At 71.0% G+C, this 19,325-nt stretch carries 13 protein-coding genes and 1 tRNA gene; 7 read left to right on the top strand and 7 right to left on the bottom strand.

The annotated features are described in order from the left end of the window. Nucleotides 1-175: 175 nt before the first annotated feature. Nucleotides 176-466, bottom strand: coding sequence for a hypothetical protein (locus FSW04_RS01260; RefSeq protein ID WP_146915433.1), 291 nt, complete (start codon nucleotides 464-466; stop codon nucleotides 176-178). Between the two features lie 319 nt (nucleotides 467-785). On the opposite strand from FSW04_RS01260, the gene FSW04_RS01255 reads away from it, so the two are divergent. The 5 genes from FSW04_RS01255 (at nucleotide 786) to FSW04_RS01235 (ending at nucleotide 10,993) form a co-directional block, all read left to right on the top strand. Further along, complete coding sequence (locus tag FSW04_RS01255) at nucleotides 786-1,121, top strand: protein kinase family protein (protein ID WP_146915430.1); 336 nt, start codon at nucleotides 786-788, stop codon at nucleotides 1,119-1,121. Nucleotides 1,122-1,153: 32 nt separating this feature from the next. Beyond that, entirely contained in the window at nucleotides 1,154-1,912 is a 759-nt protein-coding gene (locus tag FSW04_RS01250) for an esterase/lipase family protein (protein WP_146915428.1), read from the top strand. A 666-nt stretch (nucleotides 1,913-2,578) separates the two neighbouring features. Next, on the top strand, nucleotides 2,579-4,522 hold the full coding sequence (locus tag FSW04_RS01245) for a 3-oxoacyl-[acyl-carrier-protein] synthase III C-terminal domain-containing protein (RefSeq protein WP_146915426.1): 1,944 nt from the start codon (nucleotides 2,579-2,581) through the stop codon (nucleotides 4,520-4,522). Beyond that, complete coding sequence (locus tag FSW04_RS01240; RefSeq protein WP_146915424.1) at nucleotides 4,522-10,047, top strand: ATP-binding protein; 5,526 nt, start codon at nucleotides 4,522-4,524, stop codon at nucleotides 10,045-10,047. The genes FSW04_RS01245 and FSW04_RS01240 overlap by 1 nt, the downstream gene beginning before the upstream one ends. Before the next feature lie 688 nt (nucleotides 10,048-10,735). Next, nucleotides 10,736-10,993, top strand: a complete 258-nt coding sequence (locus FSW04_RS01235) for a hypothetical protein (protein ID WP_146915421.1) — start codon at nucleotides 10,736-10,738, stop codon at nucleotides 10,991-10,993. 978 nt (nucleotides 10,994-11,971) lie between these two features. On the opposite strand, the gene FSW04_RS01230 is transcribed toward FSW04_RS01235, so the two are convergent. From FSW04_RS01230 to FSW04_RS01220, 3 genes are all read right to left on the bottom strand, one after another. Continuing rightward, the gene (locus FSW04_RS01230; protein WP_146915419.1) at nucleotides 11,972-12,292 is read right to left on the bottom strand and encodes a hypothetical protein; all 321 of its coding nucleotides are present in this window, start codon (nucleotides 12,290-12,292) and stop codon (nucleotides 11,972-11,974) included. A 1,250-nt stretch (nucleotides 12,293-13,542) separates the two neighbouring features. Next, the gene (locus FSW04_RS01225; protein WP_146915417.1) at nucleotides 13,543-14,769 is read right to left on the bottom strand and encodes a PP2C family protein-serine/threonine phosphatase; all 1,227 of its coding nucleotides are present in this window, start codon (nucleotides 14,767-14,769) and stop codon (nucleotides 13,543-13,545) included. 83 nt (nucleotides 14,770-14,852) lie between these two features. Next, the gene (locus FSW04_RS01220; RefSeq protein WP_146915415.1) at nucleotides 14,853-15,191 is read right to left on the bottom strand and encodes an STAS domain-containing protein; all 339 of its coding nucleotides are present in this window, start codon (nucleotides 15,189-15,191) and stop codon (nucleotides 14,853-14,855) included. 258 nt (nucleotides 15,192-15,449) lie between these two features. On the opposite strand from FSW04_RS01220, the gene FSW04_RS27710 reads away from it, so the two are divergent. Next, on the top strand, nucleotides 15,450-15,575 hold the full coding sequence (locus tag FSW04_RS27710) for a hypothetical protein (protein ID WP_267128279.1): 126 nt from the start codon (nucleotides 15,450-15,452) through the stop codon (nucleotides 15,573-15,575). Nucleotides 15,576-16,111: 536 nt separating this feature from the next. On the opposite strand, the gene FSW04_RS01215 is transcribed toward FSW04_RS27710, so the two are convergent. Together FSW04_RS01215 and FSW04_RS01210 are read right to left on the bottom strand one after the other, a co-directional pair. Next, on the bottom strand, nucleotides 16,112-16,417 hold the full coding sequence (locus FSW04_RS01215; protein WP_146915413.1) for a helix-turn-helix domain-containing protein: 306 nt from the start codon (nucleotides 16,415-16,417) through the stop codon (nucleotides 16,112-16,114). Between the two features lie 139 nt (nucleotides 16,418-16,556). Continuing rightward, nucleotides 16,557-16,629, bottom strand: a tRNA-Phe gene (locus FSW04_RS01210). Between the two features lie 38 nt (nucleotides 16,630-16,667). Here FSW04_RS01210 and FSW04_RS01205 point away from each other — a divergent pair. Next, nucleotides 16,668-18,269, top strand: coding sequence for a hypothetical protein (locus tag FSW04_RS01205; protein ID WP_146915411.1), 1,602 nt, complete (start codon nucleotides 16,668-16,670; stop codon nucleotides 18,267-18,269). Here the strand turns inward: FSW04_RS01205 and FSW04_RS01200 are convergent. Continuing rightward, complete coding sequence (locus FSW04_RS01200) at nucleotides 18,263-19,285, bottom strand: M23 family metallopeptidase (protein WP_146915409.1); 1,023 nt, start codon at nucleotides 19,283-19,285, stop codon at nucleotides 18,263-18,265. The two genes, FSW04_RS01205 and FSW04_RS01200, sit on opposite strands and share 7 nt — an antisense overlap. Between the last annotated feature and the right edge of the window lie 40 nt (nucleotides 19,286-19,325).

Here is a 19,325-nt window from a genome sequence, read left to right as displayed (position 1 = left end):
CAGCTACCTGCCAGCCGGGCGGGAGGGCATCTACGACTAGGAGACGGTCGCAGAAGCCGCGCAGGCGGCTCGTCGGGCTGAGGACTTGAGGACCGTCGCTCATGCGCAACGCTACCGCCGGGCCGCGCTCCTGCCTCCGCAGCAACAGGCGGGAGCGCAGCGGCCGCATGCGGCGCTAGGAGCTGAACTGAACCACCGCGTCACCCTCGGTGATCGCGGGCGGGTTGCCCGGGGCGCTGGCGTTCTCCTTCACGAACTCCGCCGCGCGTCGGGTGGACTCGTCGGTTCCGGCCTTGTCCTTACAGACCGTCACGGTCACGCCGCCGTCATCGCGACGCACGGCCGTGTAGCTGACAAAGCCCGGAACCCCGCTAAGAAGGCTCTCGACGTCCTTCGCCTTCTGCTCGATGAGATCGAACACCTCCGACGCGCCCTGCCCGGAGTAGCTTCGAACGACTGCGTACATGGCGGTCCTTTCTCGTGGCATATGCCACTTGGTTGGTTGCCGCCGAACCTACCCGACATAGAAGATCAGCGCTGGCCTTGCTTGCCAACGGGCGCACGTCGACGGCAAGGCCCCATGGTGCTCCAACTTGCCAAGGGCGCTCGGGTAGGCGAAGTGTCTGCCCGTGAACAACCGCGGATCAGTCTCACGGCCGCTTGGACACTGCCGGTTTCGGACGGCGCCGGTGCTAAGAGCACCGTCGCTCATCTCGTTCGGGACGACGAAACCCCCGCTTAGTGCGAGGGTTCCTGGGTGATGGCGAGTCCCGCCAACGTGGCGTGTGACGGCCAACGTCCTCGCGGTGCATTTCGTGGCTGCCGACGCGGGTGATCTCGCCGAGATGTTCGGCGGCCAGACCGGCGATGAAATCGACAAGTTTCCGCGATGCAGCTGGGAGCTCGGTCCGGAAGCGGTGCCGGTGATCAGTCGTCTTGATCACTGGTTTGCCGGACGCATCTGCCGCCGACTAGACCGCCCCGGCACCGCCGGAGAGCCGCTGCGCCTCGGCGATGCGCTCCTCGGGCGAGGTGTGTTCGGAGCGACCTCGTCGGCGGCTAGATTGGTCGTCATGCCCACGAGATCGAGCTCCGCGGCGCCGCGGATCCGGGCGCGCTGATCGTGCGGTCAGCGCTCGGCGGCGCGCGCTCGGTGACCGGCGAGCTGGCGGGGCTGGCGATCAGTCCGGTGTGGCTCGGTCGAGGGATCGCGTCGGGATACGGCCGGCCGGTGCTGCTCGTGCCGGGGCTGGGCGTCCCGGATGCGTCGCTGGAGCTGCTGGCCAGCTGGGTGGGACTACGGGGGTATCGGACGCATCGGGCGCGGGTGGGCATCAACGTCGGCTGCTCGGAGAAGATCTGTGGCCGTCTGGAGACGCGGTTGGAATCGATCGCCTTTGACGCCGGTGAGCGGGTGGCGATCATCGGCCACAGTCGCGGCGGGGTGCTGGCCAAGGCCGTCGCCGCAGCCCGCCCCGATCTCGTGTCGGGGATCGCCACGCTGGGCTCTCCGACCGTCATCTCGCGGCCTCTCGTGCCGCGCTCGGGCGCCATCGCGCTGGCGGCGATGCTCCATCGCGGACACCTGCCCAATGTGCTGTCGTGGCGGTGCCTGAGCGGCACCTGCGGAACCCGATTCGCGCGTGGGCTGACCGGCAGCTTCCCGGCGAGGGTGGGGTATGTCTCGATCTACTCCCGCAGCGATCAGATCGCTCCGTGGCAGCACTGTCGACACCCGTCGGCCAGGTGCGTCGAGGTCCGCTCGAGCCATCTCGGCATGGCCCACAATGCCGCGGTCTATCCCGAGATCGGGCGCGCGCTCGGCAGCTTCGCCCCACGCCGGCGCGGGCCCAGGCTCTCGCAGGCCGTCAGACAAGCGCAGGCCGTGAGCCGAGCGCTCGCACCGATCTGAGCCCCACAGTCCGGCCCACCCGTTGCCCGCCGTGACGCCGAGGTTCCGCGTGGCGGTCACAGCGCCTCCCGAATCAGCGTGTCCGTCTCGGCGGCCGGTCAGCTCGCGCGCTGCTAGCCCTTGAACATCCCCTTGACGCAATACACCAACAACAGAAACACCATCGCATGTTCACGTCCGTTCCCCTCGCGACGTTGCCTCCACGCTGGTGCGCCGGGGAACTCGTCGGCGCGGACGATGGCGTAGGGCGCCCGAGGGTCAACTCGCTACGCCCAGGTCCTCCCTGTCGTCCGAGCACTCGTGCGCCTGCCGCTCGACCGAGACGGAGAATGGGCCAAGCGACTGGATCGGAGGCAAGGGTGATAACCGATTGTGCCCACTACTGCGACGGGCGTCGCCGGCACGACGGCCCGATGGAGCTGGCCAGCGCGCCGGCATCTGCCAGCACGAGGCTCAGGACTAGGTGTGCGGGCCAGCGCTGCATCTCTCTCGATCCGGACCAAGCTCACGAGTAAGCTCCGTTGAGCAGGCACTGCGCCCGGCCGCCACCACAACGTCGTGACGTCACAGGCCGAAGACAGTGAGGCCGTAGCTCCGTCACCGCCGTGACCGGCCGGCGCGTGCGAGGCACATATCCGCCGGTGCACCAACGGAGAGCGAGCTCGCATGAGGCCTTTCGTGTTCAACGGTCACGGCCGTCTCGTGTTCCCGTCGAACTTCATCGCCGACCTCGATTTCTCGGTGATCGAGACGCTCGACCATCTCGCCGCCGTCATCCGCCGCGACTTCGAGGCCAAGGCGCCGACCGGCTCCGAGATCCTCCAGCGCGTCGAGTCCGGCGGCTACGCCTCCCGCTACGAGCTGCTGCGCGACCTGGCGCTGAACCTCACCTGGGGAAATCGCTACGCGATGACGATGTACGAGAAGCGCCCGACGCGCTGGCGCGACGTCCCGCGCCGTCGCGACGACGTGTTTCTCACGCTGCTGACGCCGTGGGAGGACGGCGAGCGCAAGGTCGCCGCCGTGGGCCGGGTCTGGGAGGAGCTGGATCCGACCTGGGACGCCGCGGCCGAGCAGCGGACCTTTGACGTCCTGTTCGACATCTTCCGCCACAAGCGCCACCACGCGACCGACATCTATGCGATCAAGCCGACGGTGGCCGAGATCGCCCGCGACGCCACCAACCTGACCCTGTGCCTGCCCGGCCACGATCCCGACCGCCCGGTCCACAGCTACGAGGAGATCCTGGACTGCGCCGAGGCAGTGCCCGAGCTCGAGGCACTGCATCGGCTCGCGCTGATCCTCGACAACCAGTACCCGTGGGACCGGTCGGCGGCCCGGCTGGCCACCGTGGCCGAACTCGACGACGACGACTTCGTGGTCGTGCTCGTGCCGCGCAACCACGAGGTCATGGAGTTCATCCGACGGGCCCGGGCCGACGTGCCCGCCCGCACCCGGCCGGCACCCCCGGCCTCGGTCGTGCGGCCCAGCGCCCCGCTCTCGCCGGTCGTCGTCGCCGACCACTTCCGGGTCATGCCGCAGCTCGAGTCGCTGGCCGTGGTCAAGGGCGAGTGCGTCTGCACCAACGAGGACGTCATCCGCAACGCGGCCTACAGCTGGTCGCCGATGTCGGCCTCCGAGATCCAGAGCAAGACGGGCATCGAGTCGCGCCGCTACACCGAGCGCGAGCTCGAGCACATCGGTCTGCAGGCGGCACACGATGCGCTGCAGGGGGCCGGCCGGCGCCCGGAGGAGATCGGCGCCGTGCTGTTCTGCTCGTGCACGAGCCGGCGGCTCATCCCGTCGGTCGCGGCCTGGATCTCGGGACAGCTGGGCATCGCGCAGACCCACGGCAGCTACGACCTCGTCTCAGCCTGCGCCGGCTTCCCCTACGGGATCCTCGAGGCGGTGCGGATCCTGCAGGAGGTCCGGCGCCCGGTGCTCGTCATCTTCGCCGAGAAGTTCTCCGACAAGATCGGCAGCGTGCGCACCTCCCGGATGATCCTGGCCGACGGTGCCGCGGCGATGGTCATGAGCCCCGCCGCCGAGGGGGTCGCCTCCGACGTCGAGGTCGCCCAGGTCTATGCCAGCGGACCGGTCAGCGAGGTCAACTCGATCATCTGGCCCAACCCCGAGTTCGACAACAACATCACGATCTACGGGCCCGAGGTCCGGTCACTTGTCGAGCGCTACCTGCACCAGATGATGGCCGAGCTCGGGTCCTTGCCCGGCCCCGACGGCGGCGCGCTGCTGGATGCCATCGACCTCGTCGTCCCGCACCAGGCCAACAAGACCATGGTGATCGAGATCGCCGCGGCGGCCGGGCTCGCTCAGGAGCGTCTGTATTTCAACATCGAGCAGATGGGCAACGTGTCAGCCGCCAGCATCCCGCTGGCCCTGTTCGACGCGGTGCGCGACGGGGTCGTCGACCGTCCGATGCGCGTGTTCACCCCGGCCTTCGGCGCCGGGGCCGTCGGCGGGTACACGGTCATGCGCTTCGACCCCGCCATCGTGGCGCCTGAGAGCCTGCAGCGTGTCGAGCCCGTGACCGTGGAACAGGAGAACGCGGCGCCGTCGGTCGAGGACGTCCGGGCGGCGTTCGCCGGCTGATGCCTGACTTCAGCCGCATCGCCATCGTCAACCGGGGTGAAGCCGCCGTGCGCCTGATCCGCGCCGTGCGGGAGGTCGCGCACGAGCGTGGGGGCGGCCTGTGCACGATCGCGCTGCACACCGAGGCCGAGCGCCATGCCCTGTTCGTGCGCGAGGCCGACGAGGCGGTCCTGATCGGCGGCCCGGCCCCGTATCTCGACCATGCCGTGCTCGAGCGCGCCCTGCGCGCCGGTGGCGCCGATGCCGCCTGGGTGGGCTGGGGCTTCGTCGCCGAGGACCCCGTGTTCGCCGATCTGTGCGAGCGCATCGGGGTGGTGTTCATCGGGCCGCCCGGCGACGTCATGCGCCGCCTCGGCGACAAGATCGGCGCCAAGCGCTTCGCGGAGGAGGTCGGCGTTCCGGTCGCCGCCTGGAGTCGCGGTCCGGTCGACACCCTCGACGAGGCGCTCGTGCACGCGCGGACGATCGGCTATCCGCTGATGCTGAAGGCGACCGCGGGCGGTGGCGGGCGGGGGATCCGCGTGGCCGCCGCGGAGGCCGAGCTGGCCGACGCCTTCGAACGCGCGCGGGCCGAGGCGCTGCGCTCGTTCGGCGACGCCACGATCTTCATGGAGCGCCTGGTCACCGGCGCACGCCATATCGAGGTGCAGGTCATCGCCGACCACCACGGCGCGGTCTGGGCGGCGGGCGTCCGGGACTGCACGGTCCAGCGCCGCAACCAGAAGGTGCTGGAGGAGTCCTGCTCGCCGGTGCTCAGCGGCGAGCAGGAGCAGGAGCTGCGCGCGGCCGCCGCCCGGCTCGCGGCCGCGGCCGGGTACCGCAACGCCGGCACGGTCGAGTTCCTCTACCAGCCCGAGGAGCGCCTGTTCGCGTTCCTGGAGGTCAACACCCGCCTCCAGGTCGAGCACCCCGTCACCGAGCTCGTCACGGGCCTGGACCTCGTCAAGCTCCAGCTTCACGTCGCCGCCGGTGGGCGCCTGGAGGGTGAGCCGCCCGCGGTCTCGGGCCACGCGATCGAGGCGCGGCTCAACGCCGAGGACCCCGAGCGGGGCTTTGCCCCGGCGCCGGGCACCATCGCGCTGCTGCGACTGCCCAGCGGCCCGGGGGTGCGGGTCGACGCCGGTGTCGCGGAGGGGGACGTCATCGCGCCGGAGTTCGACTCCATGATCGCCAAGGTGATCGGCTGGGGCCGAAATCGCGAGGAGGCCCGTGCGCGGCTGCATCGCGCGCTGCTCGAGACCACCGTCATCGTCCGTGGCGGGACGACGAACCGGGCGTTCCTGCTCGACATCCTCGACCGGCCCGAGGTCGTCGGCTCGACCGCCGACACCGGCTGGCTGGACCGGCTCGTGGCGGCCGAGGGGCACCTGCTGGACCGCCACGCCGACATCGCGCTGCTGTCGGCCGCCATCGACATCCACGACGCCGAGGAGGCGCTGGAGCGCGGGGTGTTCTTCGCCGCCGCCGGCCGGGGCCGTCCCCAGGCCCGCCACGAGATCGGTCGCAGCATCGAGCTGCGCCATCGTCGCCAGGGCTACCGGATCACGGTGGCCCAGGTGGGCCCGCAGCGCTATCGCCTCGAGGTCGACGGCGCCGCCGTGCAGGTCGAGTCCGAGTCGCTGCGCCCGTTCCACCGTCGGCTCACGATCGACGGTCACGTCTACCGCGTCGACTCGGCGATCGACGGGCCCGAGCACCTGGTCGAGGTCGAGGGCGTGGCCCATCGCGTCTCGCGCGACGACGGGGGCATCGTCCGCGCTCCGGCGCCGGCGCTGGTCGTCGCGATCAGCGTCGCACCAGGCGACCACGTCGACGCCGGGACGCCCGTCGCGGTGCTCGAGGCGATGAAGATGGAGATGACGATCCAGGCCACCCACACCGGCCTGGTCCGCGACGTGCTCGTGGCCGGCAACGCCCACGTCGAGGCCGGCGCGCCGTTGGTGCGGATCGAGCCCCACGACGACAGCGAGACGGCGACCGCCGCGGCGACGACGCGCGTGACCTTCGGAGTCGCGCAGGCGGGTGGGCCCGCCGGCGACCCGGCAGGCCCGGACGTGCGTGGTGTGGTCCACGAGCACCTCGCGGCCGCGCGCAGCCTGATCATGGGCTACGACGTGACCCTGGTCGAGGCCCGACGGCTGGTGGCCGCCTTCGAGCGCACGCGCGACGCGCTGCCCGCCGACGACCCCGACCTCCTGCACGCCGAGCTGGAGACGCTCGAGATCTTCGCCGAGCTGGCCGAGCTCTCGCGCAACTGGCCGGCAGCCGAGGCCGACGAGCTCGGCGATGGCGACGGCGACGCCACGCGCAGCCCGCGCGAGCACTTCCGCACCTACCTGCGCTCGCTCGACGCCGAGCGCGAGCGCCTGCCCGAGACCTTCCGGGCCCGGCTGGCGCGGGCGCTGGCCCGCTACGGCGTGCACGGGACCGAGCGGACGCCGGAGCTCGAGGAGGCGGTCTACCGGATCTTCCTCGCACACAAGCGCACCACACCGCAGCTCCCCGCCGTGCGGGCGCTGCTGGACCGCCGCCTGCAGCAGGCCGACGCGCTGCCCGAGGGGCTGCGCGACGAGTTCCGCGCGACCCTGGACCGCCTGATCGTCGCCGCCCAGGTCCGCCACCCGGCGATCGGCGAGCTGGCCCGCAGCGTGCGCTTCCGGCTCTTCGACCAGCCGCTCATCCAGCAGGGCCACCAGCACGTGCTCAGCGAGGCACGCCGGCGGCTGGCCCACCTCGACGCCCACCCCGACGCGCCCGACCGCGCGGCCCACGTCGAGGCCCTCGTCCAGAGCCCACACCCGCTCATCTCCCTGCTCAGCGGGCGCAACGGCGTCGGCCACGCGCCCGATCCGCTGCTGGAGATCCTGGCACGCCGCTACTACCGCGTGCATCCCCTCGACGACGTCCGGCCCTGCACCGAGCAGGGGCGTCCGTTCGTCACCGGCCGCTACGCCTACGAGGGCCGCGACGTCCATCTGATCACCACGATGGCGCAGGCCTCCGAGCTGGCCGGGGCCGCCGAGGGTGCCGCCCGGCTGGCCGCGGCCTCGGGAGCGGGGGACTGCGTGGTGGACTTCTATGTGGCCTGGGGCGATCCACCGCGCGACCTCGACGCCATGGGCGGCGAACTGGCCGGCGCCATCGCGTTGGCCCGGATGCCCGAGACCGTGCGCCGCGTGGCGGTCTCGGTCAGCGCGCGGGGCGGCGCCGAGGTCCATCACTTCACCTTCCACCCGTCGTCGGATGGCGTTTCGGAGGAGCGGGTCCTGCGCGGCCTGCATCCGATGATCGCTCGGCGGCTCCAGCTCTGGCGGCTGTCGAACTTCGACGTCCGGCGCGTCCCCACCGTCGACGAGATCCACGTCCTGCAGTGCGTCGCGCGCGACAACCCCCGCGACGAGCGCCTCGTGGCGCTGGCCGAGATCCGCAACATCACCCCGGTGCGCGATGCGGCGGGCCGGCTCACTGCCCTGCCCGAGCCGGAGCGCGTCCTGGGCGCCTGCCTCGACGGCATCCGCCGCGTCCAGGCCCAGCGCCCGCAGAACCGGCGCCTGGCCGCCAACCGCGTGTTCCTCTACATCTGGCCGGCCATCGATGTCCCGCTCGATGAGCTGCTGGAGGTGACGAGGTCACTCGCCCCGCGCACGGCCGGGCTCGGCCTCGAGGCGGTCTCCATCGAGGCCGTGATCCCGTCCGGAGTCGACGGCGAGCTTCGCCGGATGGCCCTGACGTTCTCCTATCAACCCGGCACCGGCGTGACGCTCTCGGTCAGCGAACCGCCGACCGAGCCGATGCTGTCCGTCGACGCCTACACCCAGAAGGTGCTTCAGGCCCAGCGCCGTGGGACGGTGTATCCCTACGAGGCCGTGCCGCTGCTGACGCGTGCGGGGGGTACCTTCACCGAGCACGACCTGGACGCCGACGGACGGCTCGTCCCCGTGCGACGCGCCCCCGGGGGCAACACGGCCGGCATCGTCGTCGGACTCGTGCGCACGATCACCGATCGCCATCCGGAGGGCATGGTGCGCGTCGCCGTACTCGGCGACTCGACCAAGGCGCTCGGGGCCATCGCCGAACCCGAGGCGAAGAGGATCCTCGGCGCGATCGATCTGGCCGCAGAGCTGCAGGTGCCCGTCGAGTGGCTGGCGGTGTCGGCCGGAGCGAAGATCTCGATGGAGAGCGGCACCGAGAACATGGACTGGGTCTCGCGCGTGCTGCGCCGCCTGATCACGTTCACGCAGGCCGGCGGTGAGGTCAACCTCATCGTGGCCGGCATCAACGTGGGCGCTCAGCCGTACTGGAACGCCGAGGCCACGATGCTCCAGCACACCCGCGGCATCCTGATCATGACGCCCGAGGGCGCCATGGTCCTGACCGGCAAGCAGGCGCTGGACTTCTCGGGCGGCGTCTCGGCGGAGGACAACTTCGGCATCGGTGGCTATGACCGGATCATGGGGCCCAATGGCCAGGCCCAGTACTGGGCGCCCGATCTGGCGGCGGCGGTCGACGTGTTGTTCGCCCACTACGATCATGCCTACGTCCCGTCGGGCGAGCGGTTCCCGCGTTCGGCGCCGACGACCGATCCGCGCGAGCGCGACATCTGCGACTCACCGCACCGCACTGTCGACGGCGGCTTCCGCACGGTCGGTGAGATCTTCTCCCCGGAGACCAACCCCGACCGCAAGAAGCCGTTCGACATCCGAACGGTGATGCGCGCTGTGGCCGACCAGGACCACAGTCCCCTGGAGCGGTGGGCGACCATGGCGGCCGCGCAGACCGCGGTGGTCCTCGACGCCCACCTGGGCGGTCATCCGGTGACGATGATCGGCATCGAGTCGCGCGCCCTGGCCCGTGGCGGCTTCCCGCCGGCCGACGGCCCGGACCAGTGGACGGCAGGAACGCTGTTCCCCCGGTCCTCCAAGAAGGTCGCCCGCGCCATCAACGCCGCCAGCGGCAACCGCCCGGTCGTGGTGCTCGCCAACCTGTCGGGCTTCGACGGCTCGCCCGAGTCGCTGCGCGAGCTGCAGCTGGAGTACGGCGCCGAGATCGGTCGCGCGGTCGTGAACTTCGACGGGCCCATCGTCTTCTGCGTCATCTCCCGCTACCACGGCGGCGCGTTCGTGGTGTTCTCCGGCACGCTCAACGACGAGATGACCGTGCTAGCGGTCGAGGGGTCGTACGCGTCCGTGATCGGAGGTGCTCCCGCGGCCGCGGCGGTCTTCGCCGCGGAGATCGGCAGGCGCACCGACGCCGACCCACGCGTCGTCGACGCGCAGACCCGGCTCGACCGGTCCGAGCCGGAGGAGGGCGCGCGGCTGCGTGCTGAGCTGGCGGAGATCCGGTCGGCGGTGCGCTCCGAGAAGCTCGGAGAAGTCGCCGACGAGTTCGACGGCGTCCACAGCATCCAGCGCGCCCAGCAGGTCGGCTCGATCGACGAGATCGTCCCCGCAGCCCGCCTCCGCCCGCGAATCATCGAGGCTGTCGAGGCGGGCATGCTCCGAGCGCAGAGGCGATGCGAAGCCTGACTGGCGAGCCTGACCGGGCCTTCGGCGACGGGCGCGCACAATGACGATGACCAGCCGGCGTCGGCGTCTCGGAGGCGCCGAGTCTCAAGCTCAGTGCGCCCTCGAGTCCGCTGCGCACCCGCTCGGCTCGCCGTCGCGGTGGCCTTGCCGCCCGAGGCGTCTGGTGTGCTGGCATCTTCCCCGTCCACGCCTTGCTCATCGCCTGCTCGCGCAGCCGGTCGTAGTGCTTGCGTCCCTGGCCCGGACCGGGCGCGATGGGCCTCAGGACGGTCACCGCGTCGTCGACGACGTGGGTGACGGTGCTGGCGCTGGCTCGATCGCGGCGCGTCGTCGAGTACTGCAGGTAAGGCACACGGTAGCCGGACGATCAGGCTACGCCGTGGACGCGAACAGCAGTCGAGGCCGTTAGCTGACAGCAGATCGGCATTCCATACGACCCAGGCGTAGGGTCGGCCAGGATGCGTCCAGTCTCGTGTGACAGCCCGGGATGCCTTCTCCCGCGTGTGGGATCGCGGCTGCTGCGTGCTGGGCTGGAGCCCGTCGAGGTCGCACTCTGTCGCCGGCACTTGGTGCTTGTCGACACCGGTCGTCGAACGCCACGAAACCAGGACTTCTGGCGCTGGGTCGGCGAGATCGCCGGTGACCTGCAGGCGCGTGACGCGCCACCATCGATCGAGCTCATCGCGAAATGAGCGACGACCTCAGCCACGAGGCACTCAGCGACATGGTGGCCGCGCTCAGCGCAGAGGTAGAGGACCGCGTCTCCCTCGACCCTACGCAGCGCCGGGTCGTCCTCACCGCGCTCGTCATCGCTGCCAACAACGGGCACATGACCGGCGCGACCGAGATGATCGCCCAGGCCGTCCAGGGCGGCGTCGACCTGGAGATCGACCTCGATGAGGGCGCGCAGGCACCGGCGACACTCCGGGACGCGCTCGACGGCTAGAGCCCGCGTCGGGCTCGGCACGAGCCGATCGCCTTGTCCCAAGCCCCGACACAGGACTTCGGTGTCGCGCGGCCCGACGACGTCCGGTTACGCGGGATAGGTGGCGCGATGGGTCCCCGCCCCGCCCTGCCGATCGCCGGGCTCGCCGTGGCGCTCAGTGTGGCGGCCACGGCACCGGCAAAGACGATCGCCACCAGGTACACGCCGTCCCGCGTAGACGGATCACTCGCCCCCGCCGTGTCGACAACGTCTAGGACCGGCGGGAGCTGCTTCGAAGAGTCCTCCATCCTCCCTGGCGGCTTCGCTGCGCCGACACAACCCCACTGCGTGAACCGTGCTACTTCGATGACGCCGACAGCCCCCCAGGACCACCCCGTCGTTGGGTGCGTCAACCTCCAGGGGCCATCCGCGTCGTCCGGTTACGCGTGAGCTGGCCGCCAGCCCCGACGTAGCGTTTACGAAGGGACCGCCGGGGGGCGTCCGCCTCGCGTCCGGAGGCAAGTGCCTGTGCATCTCGGGAGCCACAACCGTCGTGGGCGGGAGACGTCTGATCTATGCCTGCGACGGCAGTCGCTGCCTCTTCGGGAACCCGACAAGACTAGGGCACTGAGGCGTATCCGACCGGCGAACAGCTTCGACGGCGCGGCATGCGCAACGTCGCGATCGCCCACGCCTGGACGTTGCCGCCGCGCTATTTGGGTCCGTCGCCACTCGGGTCCCGACCTGCTGTTCACTCCATGGCGCGATGGTGGTGTGATCCGCGCCTACGGACCTGGTCAATCGACCTCCGGCTCATGATGACGCCGCGTCGGCGACCGCAGGGCTCTCCGCCTCTGACCGACACCAACGCCTACACGGTTAGAACGACGAATGGCCCCCGACGTGAGGGCCATACGTGCTGCGCTGCTCGGACCGTATCCGATGATGCGAACCGGGCTGCTGCGGTACCAACCTTCGGCAAGCGAAGGCCGAGTCGTTCTAGTGGTCGTTGTCGTCGGAGTCGTACGGCTCGCGGCTGCCGGACTTGGCCAGGCCGCGGGAGATGAAGTACGAGCCGGCGACGATCGAGACGTAGAGCCACGCCTGGTGGGCGACGAACTCGTCGGTGCCGTTGGTGTCGCCGCCCTTGATGACGGCGGCGCTGATGAGGGTGCCGACGATCACGACGATCATGGCGAAGAACTCGGTGGTCTTGGTCGAGTGCTTGGTCTCGGTCGTCAGGCGGCGCGTGCGGCCTCGCGTGTGGTCACTACGGGTAGTACGGTCTGCTGCGCCGGGGCGCGTGGCTGGGGTGCTCATGGAGTCCTCCAAGGGGACGACTGATGACGGTGGAGTGCCTCTGGGCTGAAGGCGGTGCTACGTAGCACTCCGAGAAGCGCGCGACGTGCTGCTCGTTGTCTATGAGGTCCCCAGGAAACGCTGGCGCGCAAACCCGGACTCAGTGCTCGCGTCCGTTTCCGCTGGGCTTTCCCGGTCATTCAGCCGATTGCCGAGCCACTCCCCCTCCGACGCCGCCGCCTACAGACGAGATCAGCCAACTAACCCCAGCCCGCGTGATCAGCGTTACTGACGGCGACACAATCAAAGCCAGAACCGAGGCGGCCCGACGACCAGCGGTGGGCCTGGTTGCCATCGACACTCCGGAGCGGTCGACGCGGGCAAGCCCCTGGAGTATGGCGTCAAGTGTGCAACCGCCGCGATGATGGGCTTGGTCCTGGACCGTTTGCGGCAGGGGCAAGTTCGTCGAGTTAACAACCGATCCCACACGTACATCTACAACAACGTGCCGTTCCAGCAGGTCACATCCTTCCAAGCGGTCGAGCGGTTGCAAAGGCTGCTGGTCGCGGCGCGCAGCGCGCGTGCGGCGGAGATTTCCAAAGCCGACGTCGACGTAGGCGCGCCCGCAATGAGCGCTTCCGAACCGGCTACCTCGTCCGGGAGACCGAGCGGGCAAATCAGCGTCCCAGTCGACTTTGGACCACCGGGGTCAGACCCCGTACTTCTCCTCGGGCCCCCCGATGTCGTCCGGGTCCTTGTGAGAGGGCGGTCGACAGCGCGCTTAGGTGGCGGCGCGACCCCGCTGAACCCACCCGTCGAGCGACACCTTCTTCAGGACCTCGCAGCGCTGCCACGCCGACCTAACGGGCAGTGTCTCGTAGTGCGTCAGCGCGCTTGCGCCGTTGAGGGTCGGTTTCGCTGGCAGTCTGCTCCTCGAGGTTGGCGACAAGCCCCTCGCCTGTGGCTCCAGGCCAACCGTCGGTGATCTGAGAGCGTGGTCGCTAGTAAAGACAATTGTCGGGAGCTTTCCGAACCCGGACGATCGACGTCACCTCCAAGTACCGCTGAGCCACAAGGAGCGAATGGTCGCGGCGAGCAGATCCTCGGCGTCGGCAGCAAACAACGGCGACGTGGCGAAGCCAGCTGCAGGAGTCCCCCGTGTTCCCAGTAAGGCGCGAGGCGGAACTTCTGCGCCAGCACCGGACGGGGGGACGCTGGAAACGTTCAAGACCGGGTCTGACTGTGGCGCGCGCTGACGGCGCGGGAGGGTGCTAGCGGTTTGCGCCTGCGGAGCTGTTGCGGTCGCGGTCCGGCCCGCCGTTCCAGTCCAGGCAGAGCGCGGTAGCGTCGTCTTGGAGCTCGCCGCCGCAGGCTTGCAGCACAGCGGCCATCAGGTGCTGGACGGTCTCGCGTGGGTGCTCCTCGGCGCCTGACTCGATGAGGCCGCGGATGTCCAGGTTGGCGGCGTTGCGTTCCAGGAGGCCGTCCGTCAGGAACACCAGACGGTCGCCGGGTTCGAGCTGAAGCATCTGCACGCCGTAGCGTAAGTCGCGCTCGACGCCGAAGGGCAGGTCGGGGTCCAGCCTGAGGGACTCCGCGTGTCCGGCGCGCAGGCGAAGCGGCCACGGGTGGCCGGCGTTGACGACGTATGCGACTCCGCGGGCCAAGTCGACGCGCACGAGCTGCCCGGTCACGAATCCGCCCGGCCCGGCATGCTCGTTCAGCGCTGCGCCGGCCAGTCGCGCTTGTTCGGCGAGATTGATGCCGGCGCGCCGGGCGTTGCGCAGCGCGCCGACGAGCACCGTGGCTAGGATCGCGGCCTCGACGTCGTGACCCACCGCGTCGGTCACCGACAGGTGCAGGATGTCACGTTCCAGGGAGAAGTCGAACGTGTCGCCGGCATTGTTGCCGGCAGGCTCCAACCAGCCGGCCAATGTGAACTGCCCCGCTTCGCACGTGTAGGAAGCTGGCAGGAGGCGGTGCTGGATCTCGGCGGCCAGCGACAGCGGCACCGAGCGCTGACCCCACTCAAACAAGTCGGTGTAGCGGCGGTTGGCGATGACCACATAGGCCAACGCGTGCGCCGCCCGAGCGATGTCGGCCCGCATCTGGCCGTCGGGCACCTGCGGGAGGCGTAGCTCCAGCACGCCGATAGCTTCGCCGCGATTGGTCACCGGCGCCAGGACCCGCGTCCCTTCGGGGCCCGTGGTCACCTCGAGGTCCTGACCGGCCAGCACACGACCGTGGGCACCGGCAGACAGGGGCACGCAGTCGGCCGTCTCCTGCCGGTGGGTACGCGTCGCAGAGCGGTCGCCGGCGTGACCCAGACGGATGAGCGCCTGCCCGCTGAAGTCGGCGATGAGGAACTCGACACCCGTGGCACCCAGCACGTCGCCCAGCTTCTGGGCAAGAACGTCAGCAGCGGCCACCGGAGGAGCGTTCTCCACCGCGGCGAGCAGCGCGCCGAGATCCAAACGCGCCACCTGATCGTCCGTCATGCGCACAGCCTATGCGCCCGTCGATACCAGCTCGTCGGGACATGGCGCCGGGGCACCCACCACGCGCCCGGCGAGAGGCTGGACTACGGCAAGTCGTCGAAGACGAACATGCGATCCATCGCGGTCAGCTCCAGCAGCCGCTGCACGGTCTCCGACACGGGTTTGCCGAGCGCAAAGATGTGGCCGCTGTCCCGTGCGGACTGATGCTTGCGAACCAACAGACGAAGCCCGGACGAGTCCATAAACGTCACCGCACGCAAGTCGACGATCACGTGGCCGGCGTCTGCGGCCGCCTCGGTCAAGACGGCGTCCAGCTGGGGGACCGTCGCGATGTCGACGTCGCCGAGGACGCTGACGACAACAGACCCACCGCCAGCAAGCCGACGCGACTTGATTCGAAAGCCAGCCAGGTCTCGTGTCATAGCGGTCGCGGAACCTTACTAGGTCACACGCGCAAACCACGACGTTGCGCGCGGGCTCGGCCATCCGCCGGGTCCGGCGCGCCCGTCCGAACGATGGGCAACCGCTGGGTTGCGTGACCGAGCTCGAGATCGTTCGGTTGGGTTGGGTGCGGGAGTGTTGGAGCGGCGGAGTGGCGCTCTTCGTGCTGTTCGAAGGTCTCCCGGAGGCCCTCAACAAGTCGCGCATGCCCTGGCACCCCCCGGTAACGAGGCCGCCGCATGAGCGCCCTCGACGATCTCAAGGCATGGGACGCGCGCGTCGCCGAAGCAGCGGTCAAGGAGCGCTTCAATCAGCGCGTTCCAGCCTACCTGGGAGACCGTTCGGCCCTGGCGCGGTCGCATTGAACGCGTCGACGAAGCCCTACATGTCGTAGAACCGGCGACCCCTCGGGCCACGTCACGTCGACTCCCGTGAAAGCGGCGAATCACGTGAGCCGAGTGCCTGTCCTACAGGCGAACCGTGCATTGTCTCCGCAGATCGCACTCGCGACCGCTATCGACTGTCGTGGTTTGACGTCCACGTACTGGGTGCGGCGGCGGACGATCCCATGCGCCTCGCGACCGTCACTGGATCGCAGTCGCAGCCGGCAGTCGGCCGGTCCGCGGCGGCCCACCTCCGCTCCCGCATGATTGCAACTCTGAGTGGGTCCTGACGCGGCGGGCCTCATCGAGGGTTTCGGCTGAGCCCCAGCGCTGGCGGCCGTCGAGGCGGTAGCTGAACACGTAGCGTCCGCCGCGGCGGTAGATGCCGGGGACGCTGGTCTTGGTCGTCTGGCGTTTGGTGGTCTTCTTGGGGTCGGGCATCTCGGCCTTTGCGTGTTGGGCCGAGAGGAGCCGGACGGAGGGGCTGGCCGTGTCCAGGGTTGGTCGGGTGCAGACCGTCAGGCTGCGCCACCGGCGTCGATCCATCGATCCAGCGCCGACAGCTTGAACAGCAACCGGGTTCCTTCCTTGCGGTGCGGGATCCCGGTCACGGCCCGTCGGCAGACCAGGTCGTAGATGCGCTGGCGCTTGCAGCCCAGATGGCGGGCGGCCTCGGCCACCCCGACCCAGCCCTCGGGTTCGGGCGACAAGCGGGCCATGACCTGCTCGCTGACGCGCGCCACCAGCAGCTCAAAGACAGCTGGGGGCAGCGCCAGGACCAGCGACGGATCGGCCTGGATCGTGGGGTCTCGGTGCTCCTGCATCACGCCCAATAGGGCGATGCGAGGGCCCGGATCCCCGGGGCGATGTTTGCCACCCTGTTTGCCACTTGGCACTGGGCGGCAGATCCAGCCCGCGGCCAGCTCGGGCGTTATGCCTGCATATCGACGTAGTTCCGGGTGATGGCGAGTCCCGGACTCGAACCGGGGACACCACGATTTTCAGTCGTGTGCTCTACCAACTGAGCTAACTCGCCGCGGCCGGAAGCGTAGCGCGGGCGCTAGCCTCGCCGCCGTGCCGCGGCGCCCGCTGATCCTCGCCCTCGTGGCGGCGCTCGCCGTCGCGGGCGTCGTCGTCTACCTCGTAACGCGTGGGGGCGGGCAGCCGCAGCGGGCCGTCGGAGATCCCCTCGCCGAGGCGCTCGCCTACGCGCCCGCGTCCTCGGAGGTCGTCGCCGACGTCGATCTGACGCCCGGCTCCCCGCAGCGCGACGCGCTGACCGGCCTGGCCCGGACCTTCCCGGCGGCGCGGTTCGCCTCCGGCGCCGTGCCCGGCGCGCTGCGCCCCCTCGGCCTCGACGCCGACGCCGACCTGCCCCGCATCCTCGGCGGTCCGCTCGTCATCGCCGGCAGCAAGGACGCCGCCACCGCGCTCACGCGGGCGGTCACCGGGCTGCAGCTCGACCTTGTCGGCCTGCTGCGCACGGGTGCGGTCGCCGCCGTGACCGGCCGCAGCGCCTCCGACGTCGCCGGCGTCTTCTCCGGCGCGGTCAAGGACGGGCGCATGCGCGCGCTGCCCGACCTGCGCGGCGCCAAGCAGTACGCGCTGCCCGACGACGGCGGGCGCGTGGCGGTCCGGGGTCCCGACGTCGTCCTCGCCGGGACGTCCGCACGCCTCGGTCAGGCCCTCGCGCTCCGCGACCGCCAGGGCGGCCTCAGCGCGGCGACCTTCGCCGCCCGCCTCGGCCCGCTCTCGGGCCCCGCGCTGGTGCGCGTCGCCGCCCAGCCGCGCGTGCTCATCGGCGACCGTGCCCACGGCGTCCCGTTCGTCGACGCGCTGCGCGGCGGCGCGCTTGCGCTGAGCGTCGCGTCGCCGGGCCTGCGCCTGCACGTGCACCTGACGACCGACCCGGCCGGCTTGCGCGCCCAGGACCTCCCGCTGGCGCCCGGCGCGGCACCGCCCTCGCCGGCGCCCGGCGTCGCGGCGCTGTCGGCGGGCGCCCGTGGGCTGGACCAGACGATCCGCCTGCTCGACGCGGTCCGCAAGGACCTCGACGTGCCGCTGCTGGCGCCGGTCACCGGCGCGCTGGACACGCTGGACTCCGTCAAGGGCCCGCTGAAGACGTTCGGGCGCATCGACGCCGACGCCGCGCTCATCGACCAGCTCAGCGGCACGACGACGTTCACGCGCGAGCCCGGCGGCATCGCCATCCGGGCCGAGCTGCGCGACGGCGGCCCGCTGCGCACCGCGCTGAACCGCATCGCGGCCATTCCCGACGTGGCGATCAGCCTCGCGGGCGTCACCGATCTCGACCTCGACAAGGCCGGCGACGACGCCTACGAGGTCCGGCGCAAGGGCACCACGTTCCTCAAGCTGGCGGTCCTGGGGAACACGCTCGTCGTCTCGACCGACCTCAACGCGGGCCTGCGCGCCATCGCCGACCGGCGCCCGGCGCCCGGCGCCGACCGCCGGGCCCGGGGCGCTGGAGCTGCGCGCCACGGGCGCCGCGGTGCAGGACCAGCTTGTCAGCCGGCTCGGGCTGCCGCCGCTGGCGCGCCTCGCGCTCGGCGGGTTCGGCGACCTCGATGTCGTCGCCTCCGACACGGTGGCCGGCCTCGACGCGACCGCGACGCTCGCGCTGAACCGCTGACGCCGGCGCGCAGCGACCCTCAGTGATCCCAGGCCTGCAGCTGGGCCAGCGGGTCGACCGGGTAGCTCGCCGACGAGCGCCGCCAGCCCCCGATCCAGATCTCGAAGTGCAGGTGGGGGCCCGTCGCGTCGCCCGTGTGCCCGACGCGGCAGAGCTGCTGGCCGGCGGCGACGGTCTGGCCGAGCGTCACCGCGAACGTGTCCTTCTGGCAGTGGGCGAAGAAGAACGAGCGCCCGTCGGCAGCATCCATGGCCAGGTAGAAGCCGGCGGCCGAGGCCTGGTAGTCGCGGGCGATGATCGTGCCCGCCAGCGGCGCGACGACGGGCGTGCCCTCGTCGGCCAGGACGTCCTGGCCCTGGTGGCTGTGGCCCACCCGGCCCGTGCCGAAGCGGGCGTCGTCGCCGCCGTAGCTGTGGGGGCCGGCGACGGGGAAGGCGCCGTCGGGCGTCACGCCCGGGTCGGGCAGCGGGGGGACGACGGGCGCCACCAGCGGCGGCGGGGTGGGCGCGGGCGCCACGACCGGCGCGGGCGTCGGCGCCACGGGCCGGGGCCTGACGGTGATCGGTACGCGCCCCGACGCCTGCGCGCGGCGCAGCAGCGTGCCGCCCGCGGGGCCGGTGGCGTGTAGGGAGACGACGTAGCGCCCGGGCGCGAGGACGCTTGAGGCCGGCCAGGCCGGGCGTAGCAGCCGCTCGGTGCGGACCTGCCCGAGGGGCAGCTCGAGCAGGGTGCCGTTGCCGTGCACCGGGCGGAAGACGATGCGGGCGGTGACGGTGCGCACGCCGCGCTGGGTGATCTGCACGGCCAGGCGCGGCGCGCGGCCGGAGACCAGCGTGTGGGGCGCCACGCGGAACGCGGCGACGGCCGGCCGCGGCGCGCTGGGACGGCCCAGCAGGATGCCGTACTCCGCGCCGCCCGCGCGCTGGTCGGTCGGTGCGGCGGCGCCACCGACCGATGCCCACGCGCTCGGCGCAGCGGCGGCCGGCCCGAGGACCGCGAGGCCCACGAGCGCCGGGAGCAGGGGACGTCGGGTCCAGCGCACTGCCCCGAAGGGTCGGCAGGGGCGCGCACCGATTGCGGCC

It is taken from the genome of Baekduia soli (assembly GCF_007970665.1).
GTDB lineage: Bacteria > Actinomycetota > Thermoleophilia > Solirubrobacterales > Solirubrobacteraceae > Baekduia > Baekduia soli.
Note: the sequence above shows the minus strand (reverse complement) of the source record. Positions and strands in the feature narration are given on the sequence as shown.